The organism is Herminiimonas sp. KBW02 (assembly GCF_003852535.1).
GTDB lineage: Bacteria > Pseudomonadota > Gammaproteobacteria > Burkholderiales > Burkholderiaceae_D > Oxalicibacterium.
This window is the reverse complement of the sequence record NZ_QAJP01000007.1, coordinates 139,931-153,405: the sequence shown is the minus strand read 5'-3', so window position 1 is coordinate 153,405 and position 13,475 is coordinate 139,931. Positions and strand designations below refer to the sequence as shown.

The 13,475-nt window shown below is 54.9% G+C and carries 12 protein-coding genes; 6 read left to right on the top strand and 6 right to left on the bottom strand.

All coding sequences use genetic code 11. From position 1 onward, the window contains the following. Positions 1–13: 13 nt before the first annotated feature. Positions 14–673 carry a hypothetical protein gene (locus DBR37_RS12730; RefSeq protein ID WP_124574856.1) on the bottom strand — a complete coding sequence of 220 codons (660 nt, stop codon included), beginning with the start codon at positions 671–673 and terminating at the stop codon, positions 14–16. Between the two features lie 340 nt (positions 674–1,013). Here DBR37_RS12730 and DBR37_RS12725 point away from each other — a divergent pair, with 340 nt between their 5' ends. Next, positions 1,014–1,262, top strand: coding sequence for a DUF3297 family protein (locus DBR37_RS12725; RefSeq protein ID WP_124574855.1), 249 nt, complete (start codon positions 1,014–1,016; stop codon positions 1,260–1,262). A 53-nt stretch (positions 1,263–1,315) separates the two neighbouring features. On the opposite strand, the gene DBR37_RS12720 is transcribed toward DBR37_RS12725, so the two are convergent. From DBR37_RS12720 to aceE, 5 genes are all read right to left on the bottom strand, one after another. Next, positions 1,316–1,864, bottom strand: a complete 549-nt coding sequence (locus tag DBR37_RS12720; protein WP_124574854.1) for a hypothetical protein — start codon at positions 1,862–1,864, stop codon at positions 1,316–1,318. Positions 1,865–1,982: 118 nt separating this feature from the next. Then, positions 1,983–3,764, bottom strand: coding sequence for a dihydrolipoyl dehydrogenase (gene lpdA / locus DBR37_RS12715; RefSeq protein WP_124574853.1), 1,782 nt, complete (start codon positions 3,762–3,764; stop codon positions 1,983–1,985). Between the two features lie 83 nt (positions 3,765–3,847). Next, positions 3,848–4,417 (bottom strand): MFS transporter, encoded by a 570-nt coding sequence (locus DBR37_RS12710; RefSeq protein ID WP_124574852.1) that lies wholly within the window; start codon positions 4,415–4,417, stop codon positions 3,848–3,850. Between the two features lie 16 nt (positions 4,418–4,433). Next, positions 4,434–5,807: a dihydrolipoyllysine-residue acetyltransferase gene (gene aceF / locus DBR37_RS12705; RefSeq protein WP_124574851.1), complete on the bottom strand. Its 1,374-nt coding sequence runs from the start codon at positions 5,805–5,807 to the stop codon at positions 4,434–4,436. 111 nt (positions 5,808–5,918) lie between these two features. After that, entirely contained in the window at positions 5,919–8,615 is a 2,697-nt protein-coding gene (gene aceE, locus DBR37_RS12700) for a pyruvate dehydrogenase (acetyl-transferring), homodimeric type (protein ID WP_124574850.1), read from the bottom strand. Between the two features lie 304 nt (positions 8,616–8,919). Between aceE and folD the strand changes: the two genes are divergently transcribed. Genes folD through DBR37_RS12675 form a run of 5 tightly spaced genes read left to right on the top strand, consistent with a single transcriptional unit; the run spans position 8,920 to position 13,382 of the window. Then, positions 8,920–9,771, top strand: a complete 852-nt coding sequence (gene folD / locus DBR37_RS12695; RefSeq protein ID WP_124574849.1) for a bifunctional methylenetetrahydrofolate dehydrogenase/methenyltetrahydrofolate cyclohydrolase FolD — start codon at positions 8,920–8,922, stop codon at positions 9,769–9,771. Beyond that, positions 9,771–11,846: a M3 family metallopeptidase gene (locus DBR37_RS12690; RefSeq protein ID WP_124574848.1), complete on the top strand. Its 2,076-nt coding sequence runs from the start codon at positions 9,771–9,773 to the stop codon at positions 11,844–11,846. Before folD ends, DBR37_RS12690 begins: the two co-directional genes overlap by 1 nt. Before the next feature lie 40 nt (positions 11,847–11,886). Continuing rightward, complete coding sequence (locus tag DBR37_RS12685) at positions 11,887–12,492, top strand: glutaredoxin family protein (protein WP_124574847.1); 606 nt, start codon at positions 11,887–11,889, stop codon at positions 12,490–12,492. A gap of 42 nt (positions 12,493–12,534) precedes the next feature. Beyond that, entirely contained in the window at positions 12,535–12,960 is a 426-nt protein-coding gene (locus tag DBR37_RS12680; RefSeq protein ID WP_124574846.1) for a DNA polymerase III subunit chi, read from the top strand. Further along, the gene (locus DBR37_RS12675; protein ID WP_124574845.1) at positions 12,957–13,382 is read left to right on the top strand and encodes a hypothetical protein; all 426 of its coding nucleotides are present in this window, start codon (positions 12,957–12,959) and stop codon (positions 13,380–13,382) included. Before DBR37_RS12680 ends, DBR37_RS12675 begins: the two co-directional genes overlap by 4 nt. Positions 13,383–13,475 lie beyond the last annotated feature (93 nt).

Below are 13,475 nucleotides of genomic sequence, written 5' to 3'. Positions count from 1 at the left end.
GTTGATGCTCCTGTCAGTCTTCAGACATGTAATAGAACTCAAATACCTCCTCATCCGGCTCATACACGCAGGGAATGCCTGTTTGCCTGACAGAAAGCAGTTCACCTTCTCCGTAAAGCCGCAACCCCAAACGTTTAAACAGCACTTGCGCGTCCACTGGCACTGCGAGTGACTCCCCTTCATTAAAGGCACGAATCTCTCCCTGTACGGTGTATCTCAACTCTTCAGGAATTTCATTTTCAGCCACGTGAGGATCTGTTGATAAAGTGCGCCGCCCATCTGCCATACCGATGGCCTGCCAAATCGCAACAACATCTTCATGATGCTCATCTTCGAACGTCAGACGAGCGGCTGAACCCATCGTATGCATATCGATCAGCCATAAACCACCGCTTATGCCGCTGGGACTTAAAGTCATTTCGACTTCGCGCCACTGGTCCCCGGTCACATCAAAACCAATTCCATGCGCGCGATCAATTGCACCCTGCGAATCGATAATCACGTACTTGCATGAACCGTTCAACACATTCAGATCATGGGTACATAGCGATGCATAAGTACGATGTCCTAGCCACGCAGCCATACATTCGCGAGCGTGACTAAGTTTCAGTTTGGGATGAGATGTGGATAGAACTTTATGGGCGAGGCCGACCCACTGTGAGAATTTATTCATGGTTATCCTATATTGGGCAGTCGTTGAGCGTTTAGCGACCACCGCAGATTAACCATGCGAGGTGTGGTGTGATGATGTTAGCAATACCCATTTAAGCCGCTCAAAACTTGGGCCGGGAGCCCGGGTAAAGAATTACCGTGGCTAAATTGTGACCTCAAGTTTTGGTTTTGCCAAGAGAAAAATATGTGCTGTGCGGCTCCAGCCGCAACAATGAGACGTGGACACGAGGATGCTGGCGCAGGCTATCCCAAGTAAAGCAAAGGCGATAACAGGTGTTTAATATCTGGCAAAAACTATCAAAAACTTGTTTTGCGCATTCCAGTAGTTGATAATTGTCGCCATGAACGATACTACACAACGCCCAGCCCTCCCGGATCAACTCTCGGTCGATCCTCGTAGCCCACACCACGTCGCTGCGATTTTTGAACACGATATCGGCATCAAATTTAACGACAAAGAGCGTTTTGATGTGAACGAATACTGCATCAGCGAAGGATGGATTAAAGTCCCTGCCGGTAAGTCGCTGGATCGCAAAGGGAATCCTTTGCTGATTAAGGTAAAAGGCAAGGTAGAGGCTTTTTACAAGTAAGACTCAGTCCACTTAGGCCGAAAGCGGAGTGTTTGCTTTCGGCTAATCAAACTTCAGGTAGCTGCCTGCTCCAGACGTGGCGGTACTGTCTTTGTCCCTTCTATCAAACCATAGACTGCGACATTCAACGCCGTCTCGGCACCTATCGCTCCACTGCACTCCGCAACGATAAAAGCAGCTGCCAAGGTCGCAGCCTGTGCCGCCTGCTCCAGCGACAACTTGTTTTCTTGCGCGATCTGCAGCGCGTCGTCTTGCGTCAACACGAGAGACTCTGCAAAAGAAAGATGCGGCTCTTCGCCCCGCAAGGACTGATCGCCACCCAGCTTTTCCTTATCCAGAAGGATGCCTCTGCTGCTCAACGCAGAAGATAGGAGACCTAATAATTCAGGGCCTTGCTCATTGGCCTCTGCCGACAGCACGATAGCGCCCGGCTCCAGCTTGGCCAGATCAAAATTAAATGAGCGCAGGAGCAGACTGCCGGATAAACGGGCAGCGACTGCGATCACTGTTTCCGGATGGATCGCGCGATTTTTACCGAGGCGTGCGGCCAGCAGATCGACTATCTGTCCTGCTGCATTGTTCTGTTCATTTGATACGTTCACGCATGCTCCTGATGTTTACTGCTCCTGATGTAGGGCGATGGCACAGTTGGCGACTATAAAAAATAGCGAATAAAAAAGCGACGCATAGCGTCGCTTTTTGTTTATGCCTGACAGCAGCTTATTTCTTGCGTGCCGGTGGCAGGTCGGTACAAACACCTTTATACACTTCCGCCGCCATACCGATCGACTCACCCAGGGTTGGATGTGGGTGGATGGTTTTGCCGATATCAACTGCATCTGCACCCATTTCGATGGCCAGCGCGATTTCACCGATCATGTCGCCAGCGTGGGTACCGACGATGCCGCCACCGACGATGCGATGGGTTTCAGCATCGAACAACAGCTTGGTGAAGCCTTCGTCACGACCGTTAGCAACCGCACGACCCGATGCTGCCCAAGGGAAGTGACCTTTTTCCAGCTTGATGCCTTTGGCCTTGGCTTCGTCTTCGGTGATGCCGACCCATGCCACTTCCGGATCGGTGTAGGCCACCGAAGGAATGACGCGGGCGTCGAAGTAGGCTTTTTCACCAGCGGCCGCTTCAGCGGCAACGTGTGCTTCGTGCACTGCTTTGTGTGCCAGCATAGGTTGGCCAACCAGATCGCCGATTGCAAAGATGTGCGGCACATTGGTACGCATTTGCGCATCGACTTCGATGAAGCCGCGATCCGTCACTGCAACGCCGGCCTTGTCGGCGGCGATTTTCTTGCCGTTCGGGCTGCGGCCTACTGCGACCAGCACCATGTCGTAGAGCTGCGGTTCTGGTGCGGTCACGCCTGCTTCGGCTGCTTCAAACGAAACTTTGATGCCTTCTTTCAACGCTTCGACGGCAACGGTTTTGGTCTTCAACATGATTTTGTCGAAGCGCTTCTCGTTGAATTTTTGCCAGACCTTGACCATGTCGCGGTCCGCACCTTGCATCAGGCCGTCCATCATTTCGACCACGTCTATGCGTGCACCCAATGTGGAGTAGACAGTTGCCATTTCCAGGCCGATGATGCCGCCGCCGATGACCAGCATGCGTTTAGGTACGCTGCGCAGTTCGAGCGCGCCAGTCGAGTCTACGATGCGTGGATCCTGCGGTACGAACGGCAGGTTCACGACCGAAGAGCCGGCAGCGATGATCGCTTGCTTGAACTGGATGGTTTTTTTGCTGCCGTCAGCTGCAGTCACTTCGATATGGTGTGGACCGACGAACTGGCCTACGCCTTGCACGACATTGACTTTGCGTGCTTTCGCCATACCGGCCAGACCGGTAGTCATTTTGCCGATGACTTGTTCTTTGTAGCCGCGCAGTTTGTCGATATCGATCTGCGGTTTGCCGAAAGTGACACCGTGCGCCGCCATCGATGCTGTTTCATCGATGACTGCTGCGACGTGCAACAAGGCTTTGGACGGGATGCAACCAACGTTGAGGCAGACACCGCCCAGTGTCGAGTAACGCTCAACCAGCACGGTAGACATACCCAGATCGGCAGAACGGAATGCAGCAGAGTAACCGCCAGGGCCTGCGCCGAGGACCATCATGTCGCATTCGATATCTGCACTGCCGCCGAAGCTGGCAGCCGCTGGTGCCGGTGTAGGTGCCGGAGCTGCTGCAGGTGCCGCGGCCTGAACCGGCGCTGGTGCAGCAGCCGGAGCGGCCACAGGCGCAGCCACATCCGCCGCTACTTCGAGTACCAGCAGCAAGGAACCTTCTGCAACCTTGTCGCCCAGTTTGACTTTCAATTCCTTGATGACGCCTGCATGGCTGGATGGAATTTCCATGCTGGCTTTATCGGACTCAACCGTGATCAGCGATTGATCGATCTTGATCGTATCGCCCACATTGACCAGCAATTCAATAATTTCAACTTCCTTGAAATCGCCGATATCGGGGACTTTCACTTCAATCATGCTCATCGCTTTAGCTCCGTATTTTTTATCCTGCCCGCTGCGCCTGGTGCGTCGCGTCCGGATTGATATTTTTTAGTAACCCTGAAACATTATCCCTGCATGGGAAAGCTGAGGATCTGAAACGGTCCTGCCGTACTCTTGTCGAACTCGGCACCTGCATGCACGCCGATTTCTGCAATTTCGCGTGCAGTGGCCGGGCCGTCATACGCTGCATACATCGCACCGAGTGCGAAATTGCGACCGCTGCCTATGCCCCAGAAGCGATCAAAACTGAATACTTCACGATACGAATAAATACCGAAGATGCCGTAAGGATTGGCTACCAGCGTCGCAATTTGCGAGGACTCGTAGGGATCGTCTTCCTCTTCCTTGGTGTTGAGGAAGTATTGATCCTTCAGAATCTGGTGCGCTTTGGTGAACGTATCGAATACTTCATCGCGGCTGTTCAGCTTGCAGTCTTCGCCCATGCCTGTCAGCAGCTTACGCATGACCGGGAAGTGCGCTGCGGTACCTGCCAGCGTGACGTAGGACGCGCCGATCTGAAACATCTTGTTGTTCTCTTCGTACGCATGCGACAAACGCGTGTCGCCAAAGGTCACCAGGGAATCGCAGGCAATCGCGATTTCCCGGTTTTTTTTGACGACGACGCAGGTAGTCATGCTGGCACTCAGTCGATTACAGCAGGGACTTGCGCAGATCGTTCAGTACTTCGCTCAGGTAAGTCACGAAGCGTGCACCCTGCGCGCCGTCGATCACGCGGTGATCGTAGGACAGCGACAATGGCATGATCAGACGCGGTACGAATTGCTTGCCGTCCCAGACTGGTTTCATCGAAGTTTTCGACAAGCCGATGATCGCAACTTCCGGTGCATTAATCAGCGGTGTGAAGTAAGTACCACCGATGCCGCCCAACGACGAGATCGTGAAGGTCGCGCCTTGCATGTCTGCAGGTTTCAGCTTGCCTTCGCGCGCCTGTGCCGACAACTCGCCCATTTCCTGTGCGATTTGCGTAACTGATTTTTGATCCACGCCCTTGACGACAGGAACCACCAGACCTTGCGGCGTATCGGCAGCGAAGCCGATGTTGTAGTACTGCTTGAGAATCAGGTTTTCACCCGCTGCGTCGAGCGAGGAATTGAACTCAGGGTATTTCTTCAGCGCGGCAACGCAAGCCTTGATGACAAATGCCAGCATCGTCAGTTTGACGCCGGATTTAGCCAATGCGGTATTGCTCGATTTGCGCAGTTCTTCCAGTTCGGTGACGTCGGCTTCGTCGTATTGCGTGACGTGCGGAATCATGACCCAGTTGCGATGCAGATTCGGGCCGCTGATTTTCTTGATGCGCGACAATGGTTGCAAGGTCGTGGTACCAAACTTGCTGAAGTCCAGCGATGGCCATGGCAGCAGATCCAGACCTGCACCGCCGCCAGCTTTTACTGGTGCAGCAGCGGCAGCCGTAACCGGACCGGCAGCGATCACGCCCTTCACATAGTTCTGTACGTCTTCCTGCGTGATACGCCCTTTCGGACCGGAACCGGCAACCTTGCCGAGATCCACGCCGAGTTCGCGTGCGAACTTGCGTATCGATGGTGATGCATGTGCCTTGCTGTTGGCAGCAGTGGCAGGCGCGGCCGCAACAGGTGCTGCTGGCGCTGGTGCCGGAGCTGCAACAGGTTCTGGCGCAGGCGCAGGTGCGGCGACCGGAGCCGGAGCCGGTACAGGAGCCGGTACAGGAGCCGCTACCGGAGCAGCAGCTGCAGGTGCTTCGGCTTTCGCCGGTTCTGCTGCCGGTGCCGGCGCAGCTGCAGCGCCGGATTCTTCCAGCAACAAGACCAGCGCGCCTTCCGCGATCTTGTCACCGAGTTTGACTTTGACTTCTTTGACTACGCCAGCGTGGCTGGATGGAATTTCCATACTGGCTTTGTCGGACTCAACCGTGATCAGGGACTGATCGACCTTGATCGTATCGCCCGCCTTGACCAGCAGTTCAATGACTTCGACTTCCTTGAAGTCGCCGATATCCGGGACTTTGACTTCGACCATGCTCATCTTTTATCTCCGCTTGTTTGCGTGTCCACCATCACGACAGCGGGGAAGCAAATGGTGAATCCATTTGCATCCCCGTCGCCTCAGTGATGAGGAAGGATTTTTGTATGTAGATTACAGCGTTACCGGATTAACTTTTTCTGGATTGATGCCGTACTTCTTGATCGCATCTGCAACCACGGAAGTAGCAATCGCACCTTCATCTGCCAATGCCTTGAGCGCCGCAACCGTGACGAAATAGCGGTTGACCTCGAAGAACTCACGCAGTTTTGCGCGGCTGTCGGAACGGCCAAAGCCATCGGTACCGAGCACTTTGTAGGTACGATCTTTCGGTACGAACGCACGAACCTGTTCTGCGAAGGTGCGCATGTAATCGGTTGCAACCACGATAGGACCAGCGGTGTCTTGCAGCGACGAAGTGATGTGCGCCTGACGCGGTTTGTCGGTCGGGTGCAGCATGTTCCAGCGCTCTACGTCCTGGCCATCGCGCGCCAGCAGTGTGAACGATGGAGCAGACCAGACATCGGCGGTAACACCCCAGTCGTCTTTCAGCAAATCAGCAGCAGCGATAACTTCGCGCAGGATGGTGCCGGAGCCCATCAGTTGTACGCGGTTCTTCGCTTTTTTCGCGCCTTCCTGCAACAGGTACAGACCTTTGAGGATGCCCTCTTCCTGACCTGGTTTCAGGCCTGGTTGTGCATAGTTTTCGTTCATCAGGGTGATGTAATAGAACACATCTTCCTGGTTTTCGATCATGCGCTTCAGGCCGTCATGCATGATGACTGCGACTTCGTGTGCGAAGGTCGGATCGTAAGGAATACAGTTCGGGATGGTCGACGCCAGGATGTGGCTGTGACCGTCTTCGTGTTGCAAGCCTTCACCGTTCAGTGTGGTACGACCAGCGGTACCGCCGAGCAGGAAGCCGCGTGCGCGCATGTCGCCCGCTGCCCATGCCAGGTCGCCGATACGTTGCAGACCGAACATCGAGTAGAAGGTGTAGAACGGCACCATGATGCGGTTGTTGGTCGAGTACGAGGTCGCCGCAGCAATCCACGACGCCATCGCGCCTGCTTCGTTAATACCTTCCTGCAGGATCTGACCGGCTTTGTCTTCACGGTAGAAGCTGACCTGGTCTTTATCGACTGGCTCGTATAACTGGCCTTCACGGTTGTAAATACCGATTTGACGGAACAAGCCTTCCATACCGAAGGTACGGGATTCATCCACCAGGATAGGTACCAGGCGTTGACCCAGGTTCGCATCGCGCAGCAGGATGGAAATGATGCGCACGTATGCTTGCGTGGTCGAGATTTCACGGCCTTCCGCAGTCGCATCCAGCACGGCCTTGAATGCAGCCAGTTCAGGAACCGGCAACTTCTCGTCCGCTTGTTGACGACGTTGTGGCAGGTAGCCACCCAGTGCCGCACGGCGTTCGTGCAGGTACTTCATCTCTGGCGCATCATCAGCCGGTTTGAAGAATGGAATGTCGGCCAGATGTTCGTCAGCGATAGGCAGATTGAAACGATCGCGCATTTCGCGGACTGCTTCGTCGTCCAGTTTTTTGGTTTGATGCGCAGTGTTGCGCGCTTCACCTGATTTGCCCATGCCATAACCTTTGACGGTTTTGACCAGCAGAACGGTAGGTTGGCCTTTGTGTTCCTGCGCTTGCTTGAAGCCAGCGTAGACCTTGTGTGGATCATGACCGCCGCGCAGCAGGTGCCAGATGTCGTCGTCCGACATGCGCGAAACCATTTCCAGCAATTTTGGATGCTTGCCGAAGAAGTGTTTGCGCACGTAAGCGCCATCCTTGGCTTTGTAGTTCTGGTATTCGCCGTCCAGCGTTTCCATCATGACGCGCTGCAGAATGCCTTCTTTGTCTTTGGCCAGCAGTGGGTCCCAGTTGGAACCCCAGATGATCTTGATGACGTTCCAGCCGGCACCGCGGAATTCGCCTTCGAGTTCCTGGATGATTTTGCCGTTGCCGCGTACCGGGCCGTCCAGACGCTGCAGGTTACAGTTGACGACCATGACCAGGTTGTCGAGTTGTTCGCGACCGGCTACACCGATAGCGCCCATCGATTCGACTTCATCCATCTCGCCGTCGCCGCAGAATACCCAGACTTTACGGTTGTCGGTTTTTGCGATGTCGCGTGCTTGCAGATACTTCAGGAAGCGCGCCTGATAAATCGCCATCAATGGGCCCAGGCCCATTGATACGGTAGGGAATTGCCAGAAGTCCGGCATCAGCTTCGGATGCGGATAGGAAGACAGGCCTTTGCCATCAACTTCACGACGGAAGTTGATCAATTGTTCTTCGCTCAGGCGGCCTTCGAGGAAAGCGCGAGCATAAACGCCAGGCGACGAGTGACCCTGGATGTACAACAGATCGCCACCGTGATCTTCGGTCGGTGCGTGCCAGAAGTGATTAAAACCGGTACCCAGCATGTTCGCGAGCGATGCGAAGCTGGAAATATGACCACCCAGGTCGCCATCAACGCGGTTGGCTTTGACGACCATCGCCATCGCATTCCAGCGCATCCATGAACGCAGGCGCTCTTCGTATTCCTGATTGCCCGGCGAGTTGTCGCCCAGGTCAGCAGGGATGGTGTTGACATATGCGGTAGTGCTGGAGAACGGAACTTGCGCGCCACGACGGCGGGACAGATCGATCAGACGCTCCACCAGGTAGTGAGCGCGGTCAGGGCCCTCGTTTTCGATAACCGCTTCGAGGGCATCAAGCCACTCTTGCGTTTCCATTACATCGGGATCGTTGGCGGCTTGCGCCAATATCTGGTCGAGCTGGGCTGACATAATTTGTCTCCTGATTTGTCTTTAGTACCGTTCTTTGTAAGAACGATCCGTCATTTTTAAAACTGATAACACGTATAGTCGTGTAGTTTGCGCTGAGTTTAACAGCAGTTTTTGTTATTTTCAAATGGCGATATCATTTCTCATAATGCGAAATTATGCGGCATAGCAGCATTTTTACAGGCTTTTAACGGCATTTTAAGAGCATGTAAACTTGCGTCATAAGCACCTTACAGAGTTGTTCCGATAAGCCTTTATAATCTGGGACTTACCTCTTCATTCACCCCCTATCACCGATATTCAACCCATGACCGCACAAATCATTGATGGAAATTTGCTTTCTCAACAACTCCGCAAAGACGTCGCCGTTCGCGCCGCTGCCCTGACAGCCAAGGGCAAGCAACCGGGCCTGGCCGTGATCCTGGTCGGTGCCGATCCGGCCTCCCAGGTCTATGTGCGCAACAAGGTCAAGGCTTGCGAAGACAACGGTCTGTATTCATTACTTGAAAAATATGACGCCGATATGACCGAGGAGGCGCTGCTGGCGCGCATCGCAGCGCTGAATGCAGATCCGCAGATCCACGGCATCCTGGTGCAAATGCCTTTGCCCAAGCATATCGATGCCAACAAGGTGATAGAAGCGATTTCCCCACGCAAGGACGTCGATGGTTACTCGGTATTGAGCGCTGGCGAGCTGTTGACCGGCCTGCCCGGCTTCCGCCCGTGTACCCCTTATGGCTGCATGAAACTGATCGAAAGCACCGGCACCAAACTGGCTGGCAAGCATGCTGTCGTCATCGGTCGCAGCAATACCGTAGGCAAACCCATGGCATTATTGCTCTTGCAAGCGAACGCAACCGTCACCATCTGTCATAGTGGCACCGCGGATCTTGCTTATCACACACGTCAGGCTGATGTGGTCGTTGCCGCTACCGGCCGCCGCAACACACTGACGGCAGAGATGATCAAACCGGGCGCCATCGTGATCGACGTTGGCATCAACCGCGACGATAACGGCAAACTGTGCGGCGACGTCGACTTCGCTAACGCCAAGGAAGTCGCCAGCTACATTACCCCGGTGCCAGGCGGCGTCGGCCCCATGACTATCACCATGCTTTTGGTTAACACCATCGAAGCAGCAGAGAGAGAAACCAACTGATGAATATTGCCCTGAACCCGCTGCTGGATTTTTCCGATCTCCCACAATTCGAAGCCATCAAACCCGAGCACATAGGCTCGGCCATCGATAGCCTGCTCGACCAGTGCCGCACCGTCGTCATTGAACTCGAAGGCCAGAGCGCCCAGGTAACCTGGGAAAACTTCGTCGAACCACTGGAAAACGTCACGGAAAAACTCAGCCGGGCCTGGGGCATAGTCGGTCACCTGAATTCGGTCGTCGATACGCCTGAACTGCGCGCCGCCTACAACGAGAACCAGCCCAAGATCACTGAATTCTGGACCGCGCTGGCGCAAAACCTGACGCTGTTCACCAAATACAAGGCGCTGCAACTGGGTCCGGATTACTCGGGCTTCTCGGCTGCACGCAAGAAGATCATCGAAAACGCGGTACGTGATTTCCGCCTCGGCGGCGCCGAGCTGGCGGAAGAAGACAAGCCACGCTTTGCCGAAATCCAGGAAAAGCACGCAGCGCTGACGACCAAGTTTTCAGAAAACATCCTCGACGCCACGAATGAATACGCACTCTATATAGAGAACGAAGCGGAATTGTCCGGCCTGCCGGATGATGCGAAGCAGGCGGCGCGTGCCGCTGCCGAGAAGGACGAGAAGCCGGGTTATAAATTCACGCTGCACTTCCCGTCCTACTTCCCGGTGCTGCAGTACGCCGACAACCGCGAGCTGCGTGCGACGATTTATCGCGCCAATGCGACCAAAGCGTCCGAGCTCGGCGGCCAGCCAGCCTGGGACAATACGCAAAACATCGTCGACATCCTGAAACTGCGCGATGAAGAAGCCAAGCTGCTCGGCTACAAAAACTTCGCCGAAGTCTCGCTGGTATCCAAAATGGCGCAAACGCCGGACCAGGTCATCAGCTTCCTGCAAGACCTGGCTCAACGCGCACGTCCATTCGCCGAGAAAGACCTGGCTGAATTGCGCAGCTTCGCAAAGAAGGAACTGGGCATCGATCAACTGGAAGCCTGGGACGTCACCTACGCTTCGGAAAAACTGCGTGAACAACGCTACGCTTTCTCGGAACAGGAAGTGAAGCAATACTTCCCTGAGCCTCAAGTCGTGGCCGGTTTGTTCCGCACCATCGAAAGCCTGTTCTCGGTTTCCATCAAACCGGACGCAGCACCGGTCTGGCATCCGGACGTGAAATTCTTCCGCATCGAAAAAGACGGCGCGCTGGTCGGCCAGTTCTATCTCGACCTGTATGCACGCCAGGGCAAACGTGGCGGCGCATGGATGGATGATGCACGTGGTCGCCGTCGCATTGCTGAAGGCAAGGATGGCATACAGACGCCTATCGCCTACCTCACCTGCAACTTCACCGAGCCTGCCGTCGTCAATGGCCAGACCAGGCCGTCGCTGTTCACGCACGATGAAGTCATCACGCTGTTCCACGAATTCGGCCACGGCCTGCATCATATGTTGACGCGTGTTGAAGAGCTGGGCGTGTCCGGCATCTCCGGCGTGGAATGGGATGCAGTCGAACTGCCATCGCAGTTCATGGAAAACTTCTGCTGGGAATGGGACGTGTTGTCGCACATGACGGCACACGCCGACACCGGTGCCAGCCTGCCGCGCGCACTGTACGACAAAATGATCGCGGCCAAGAACTTCCAGTCCGGCCTGCAAACCCTGCGTCAGGTGGAATTCTCGCTATTCGATATGCACCTGCATTACGACTACAATCCGGACGGCAGCAAAACCGTGCAGGACGTGCTCAATGAAGTGCGTGCACAAGTCTCTGTCATGACGCCGCCAGCCTTCAATCGCTTCCAGCATTCGTTCTCGCATATATTCGCCGGCGGCTACGCAGCCGGGTACTATAGCTACAAATGGGCGGAAGTCTTGTCGGCCGATGCGTATGGCGCATTTGAAGAAGCCAGCAAAAGCAGCGGCAATGTCTTGTCCAGCGATACCGGTGCCCGCTTCCTGCGCGAAATCCTGGCGATGGGCGGCTCGCGTCCGGCCATCGATTCCTTTAAGGCTTTCCGCGGACGTGAACCGACTATCGATGCCCTGCTGCGCCACAGCGGGATGGCTGCCTGACAGATATGAGTGCGGGCAGCCAGCTTACGGAGAAAATGAAATGAATAAGCGCTGGTCCTGGCTGCTGCTCTCTTTACTGTTTTCGGTGAATGCGCATGCCCAGCTATATAAATGGGTAGGCCAGGACGGCAAAGTGACGTATAGCGATACGCCACCGCCTTCTTCTGTCAAAAAAGTGGAAGAGAAAGCCATCACCGCGGCGCCTGTTACCGCCAACCTGCCCTTCGAGCTGACCAAGGCCATGAAGGCGCAGCCTGTCACGCTCTATACCACCAACAAATGCAATGCCTGTGACAGCGCGCGCAGCCTGTTGAATACACGCGGCATTCCGTATGCGGAAAAAACCGTCAACAGCAATGAAGACATCGCGCGCCTGCAGCAAGTCGGCGGCGACAAGCAACTGCCTTTCCTCACTGTAGGCCGCAACAAATTATCCGCCTTCGAAGCCGAAACCTGGAATACCCTGCTGAGCAATGCCGGCTATCCGGAGAGTAGCCTGCTACCGGCCAGCTATCGCAATCCGCCGGTGCAGGCAGCGGCACCGAAGAAAGTAGCCGAACCCCAGACCAGCGCCGCGCCGGCAAAAGAAGCGCCGAGCGACAGCCTGCCTGCGGCCGGTAATGCACCACCGGGCTTTCGCTTCTGACGCCAGACCTGTAGCTCATCCGTTTTCAACTATTTAGCTCCTATGACCCGTATCGACTTTCACAGCAACGTGCCCGATAAAATCAACTATGCGTGCCGCCTGGCACGCAAGGCACGCAATGCCAATTTCCAGATCGTGATCCTGGCGCAGGATCGGGCGCAACTGATGCAGCTGGATGAATTGCTATGGACGTTTTCCGAGCAGGACTTCCTCCCGCACGTGATGCTGGACGATGCGCTGGCAGCGCAAACACCGATACTGTTGACTGCAGACCGCGCGATGGAATCACCGCATACGCAAATCCTGATCAATCTGTCCGATACCTCGCCGACCCACTTTGCGCGTTTCGAGCGCATGTTTGAAGTCATCTCCACCGAAGACGCCGACAAATCGGCCGGACGCGAGCGCTACAGTTTCTACAAGCAGCGCGGCTACCCACTCACCCATTTCGTGGCTGAACCGACATGAGCAACTCCTCATCGCAAGATTTCGGCATCCCGGTCCTGACCGAAGTCATCCCCACTCCAGCCCGTACCGTAAATATTGAAACGCCGAGCGAACCGATAGCCGCCGCGCCTGCTGACGCCGCCGCGCTGGCTGCAGACAGCAAAACCGTCGATCCCACTGCACACCAACCTATCGACAGCTGGCTCGATGAAGAGTGGACGCGCATGGAGCAAAAGATCAGTGAGCGTGTACTTACACAACTGCTGGAGCGTATAGAGCCGGTGCTGGAGCAGCGGATCCGGGACAGCCTGGCGCAAGTCATGCAGGTGGCGGCTGAAGGCATCAGGCAGGATTTTCATCAAACCCTGGCCGACGCCATCAGTGATGCCGTGGCACAAGAAGTGGATAAAATTCATTTTTCGAATAAACAAAATAATCTCTGATTTCTTTGTTTTTAAAACAAAAATCAACTTCTTTTGTTTTTTCACATAAATTAAAGCCTCGATAATGAACGCCTAAAAAACAAATAACTTTCT

Bases quoted from the DNA above. Each gene is read 5' to 3' on its own strand.
- DBR37_RS12730 (WP_124574856.1), bottom strand. From the start codon at position 673: ATGAATAAATTCTCACAGTGGGTCGGCCTCGCCCATAAAGTTCTATCC.
- DBR37_RS12725 (WP_124574855.1), top strand. From the start codon at position 1,014: ATGAACGATACTACACAACGCCCAGCCCTCCCGGATCAACTCTCGGTC.
- lpdA (WP_124574853.1), bottom strand. From the start codon at position 3,764: ATGAGCATGATTGAAGTGAAAGTCCCCGATATCGGCGATTTCAAGGAA.
- DBR37_RS12710 (WP_124574852.1), bottom strand. From the start codon at position 4,417: ATGACTACCTGCGTCGTCGTCAAAAAAAACCGGGAAATCGCGATTGCC.
- aceF (WP_124574851.1), bottom strand. From the start codon at position 5,807: ATGAGCATGGTCGAAGTCAAAGTCCCGGATATCGGCGACTTCAAGGAA.
- aceE (WP_124574850.1), bottom strand. From the start codon at position 8,615: ATGTCAGCCCAGCTCGACCAGATATTGGCGCAAGCCGCCAACGATCCC.
- folD (WP_124574849.1), top strand. From the start codon at position 8,920: ATGACCGCACAAATCATTGATGGAAATTTGCTTTCTCAACAACTCCGC.
- DBR37_RS12690 (WP_124574848.1), top strand. From the start codon at position 9,771: ATGAATATTGCCCTGAACCCGCTGCTGGATTTTTCCGATCTCCCACAA.
- DBR37_RS12685 (WP_124574847.1), top strand. From the start codon at position 11,887: ATGAATAAGCGCTGGTCCTGGCTGCTGCTCTCTTTACTGTTTTCGGTG.
- DBR37_RS12680 (WP_124574846.1), top strand. From the start codon at position 12,535: ATGACCCGTATCGACTTTCACAGCAACGTGCCCGATAAAATCAACTAT.
- DBR37_RS12675 (WP_124574845.1), top strand. From the start codon at position 12,957: ATGAGCAACTCCTCATCGCAAGATTTCGGCATCCCGGTCCTGACCGAA.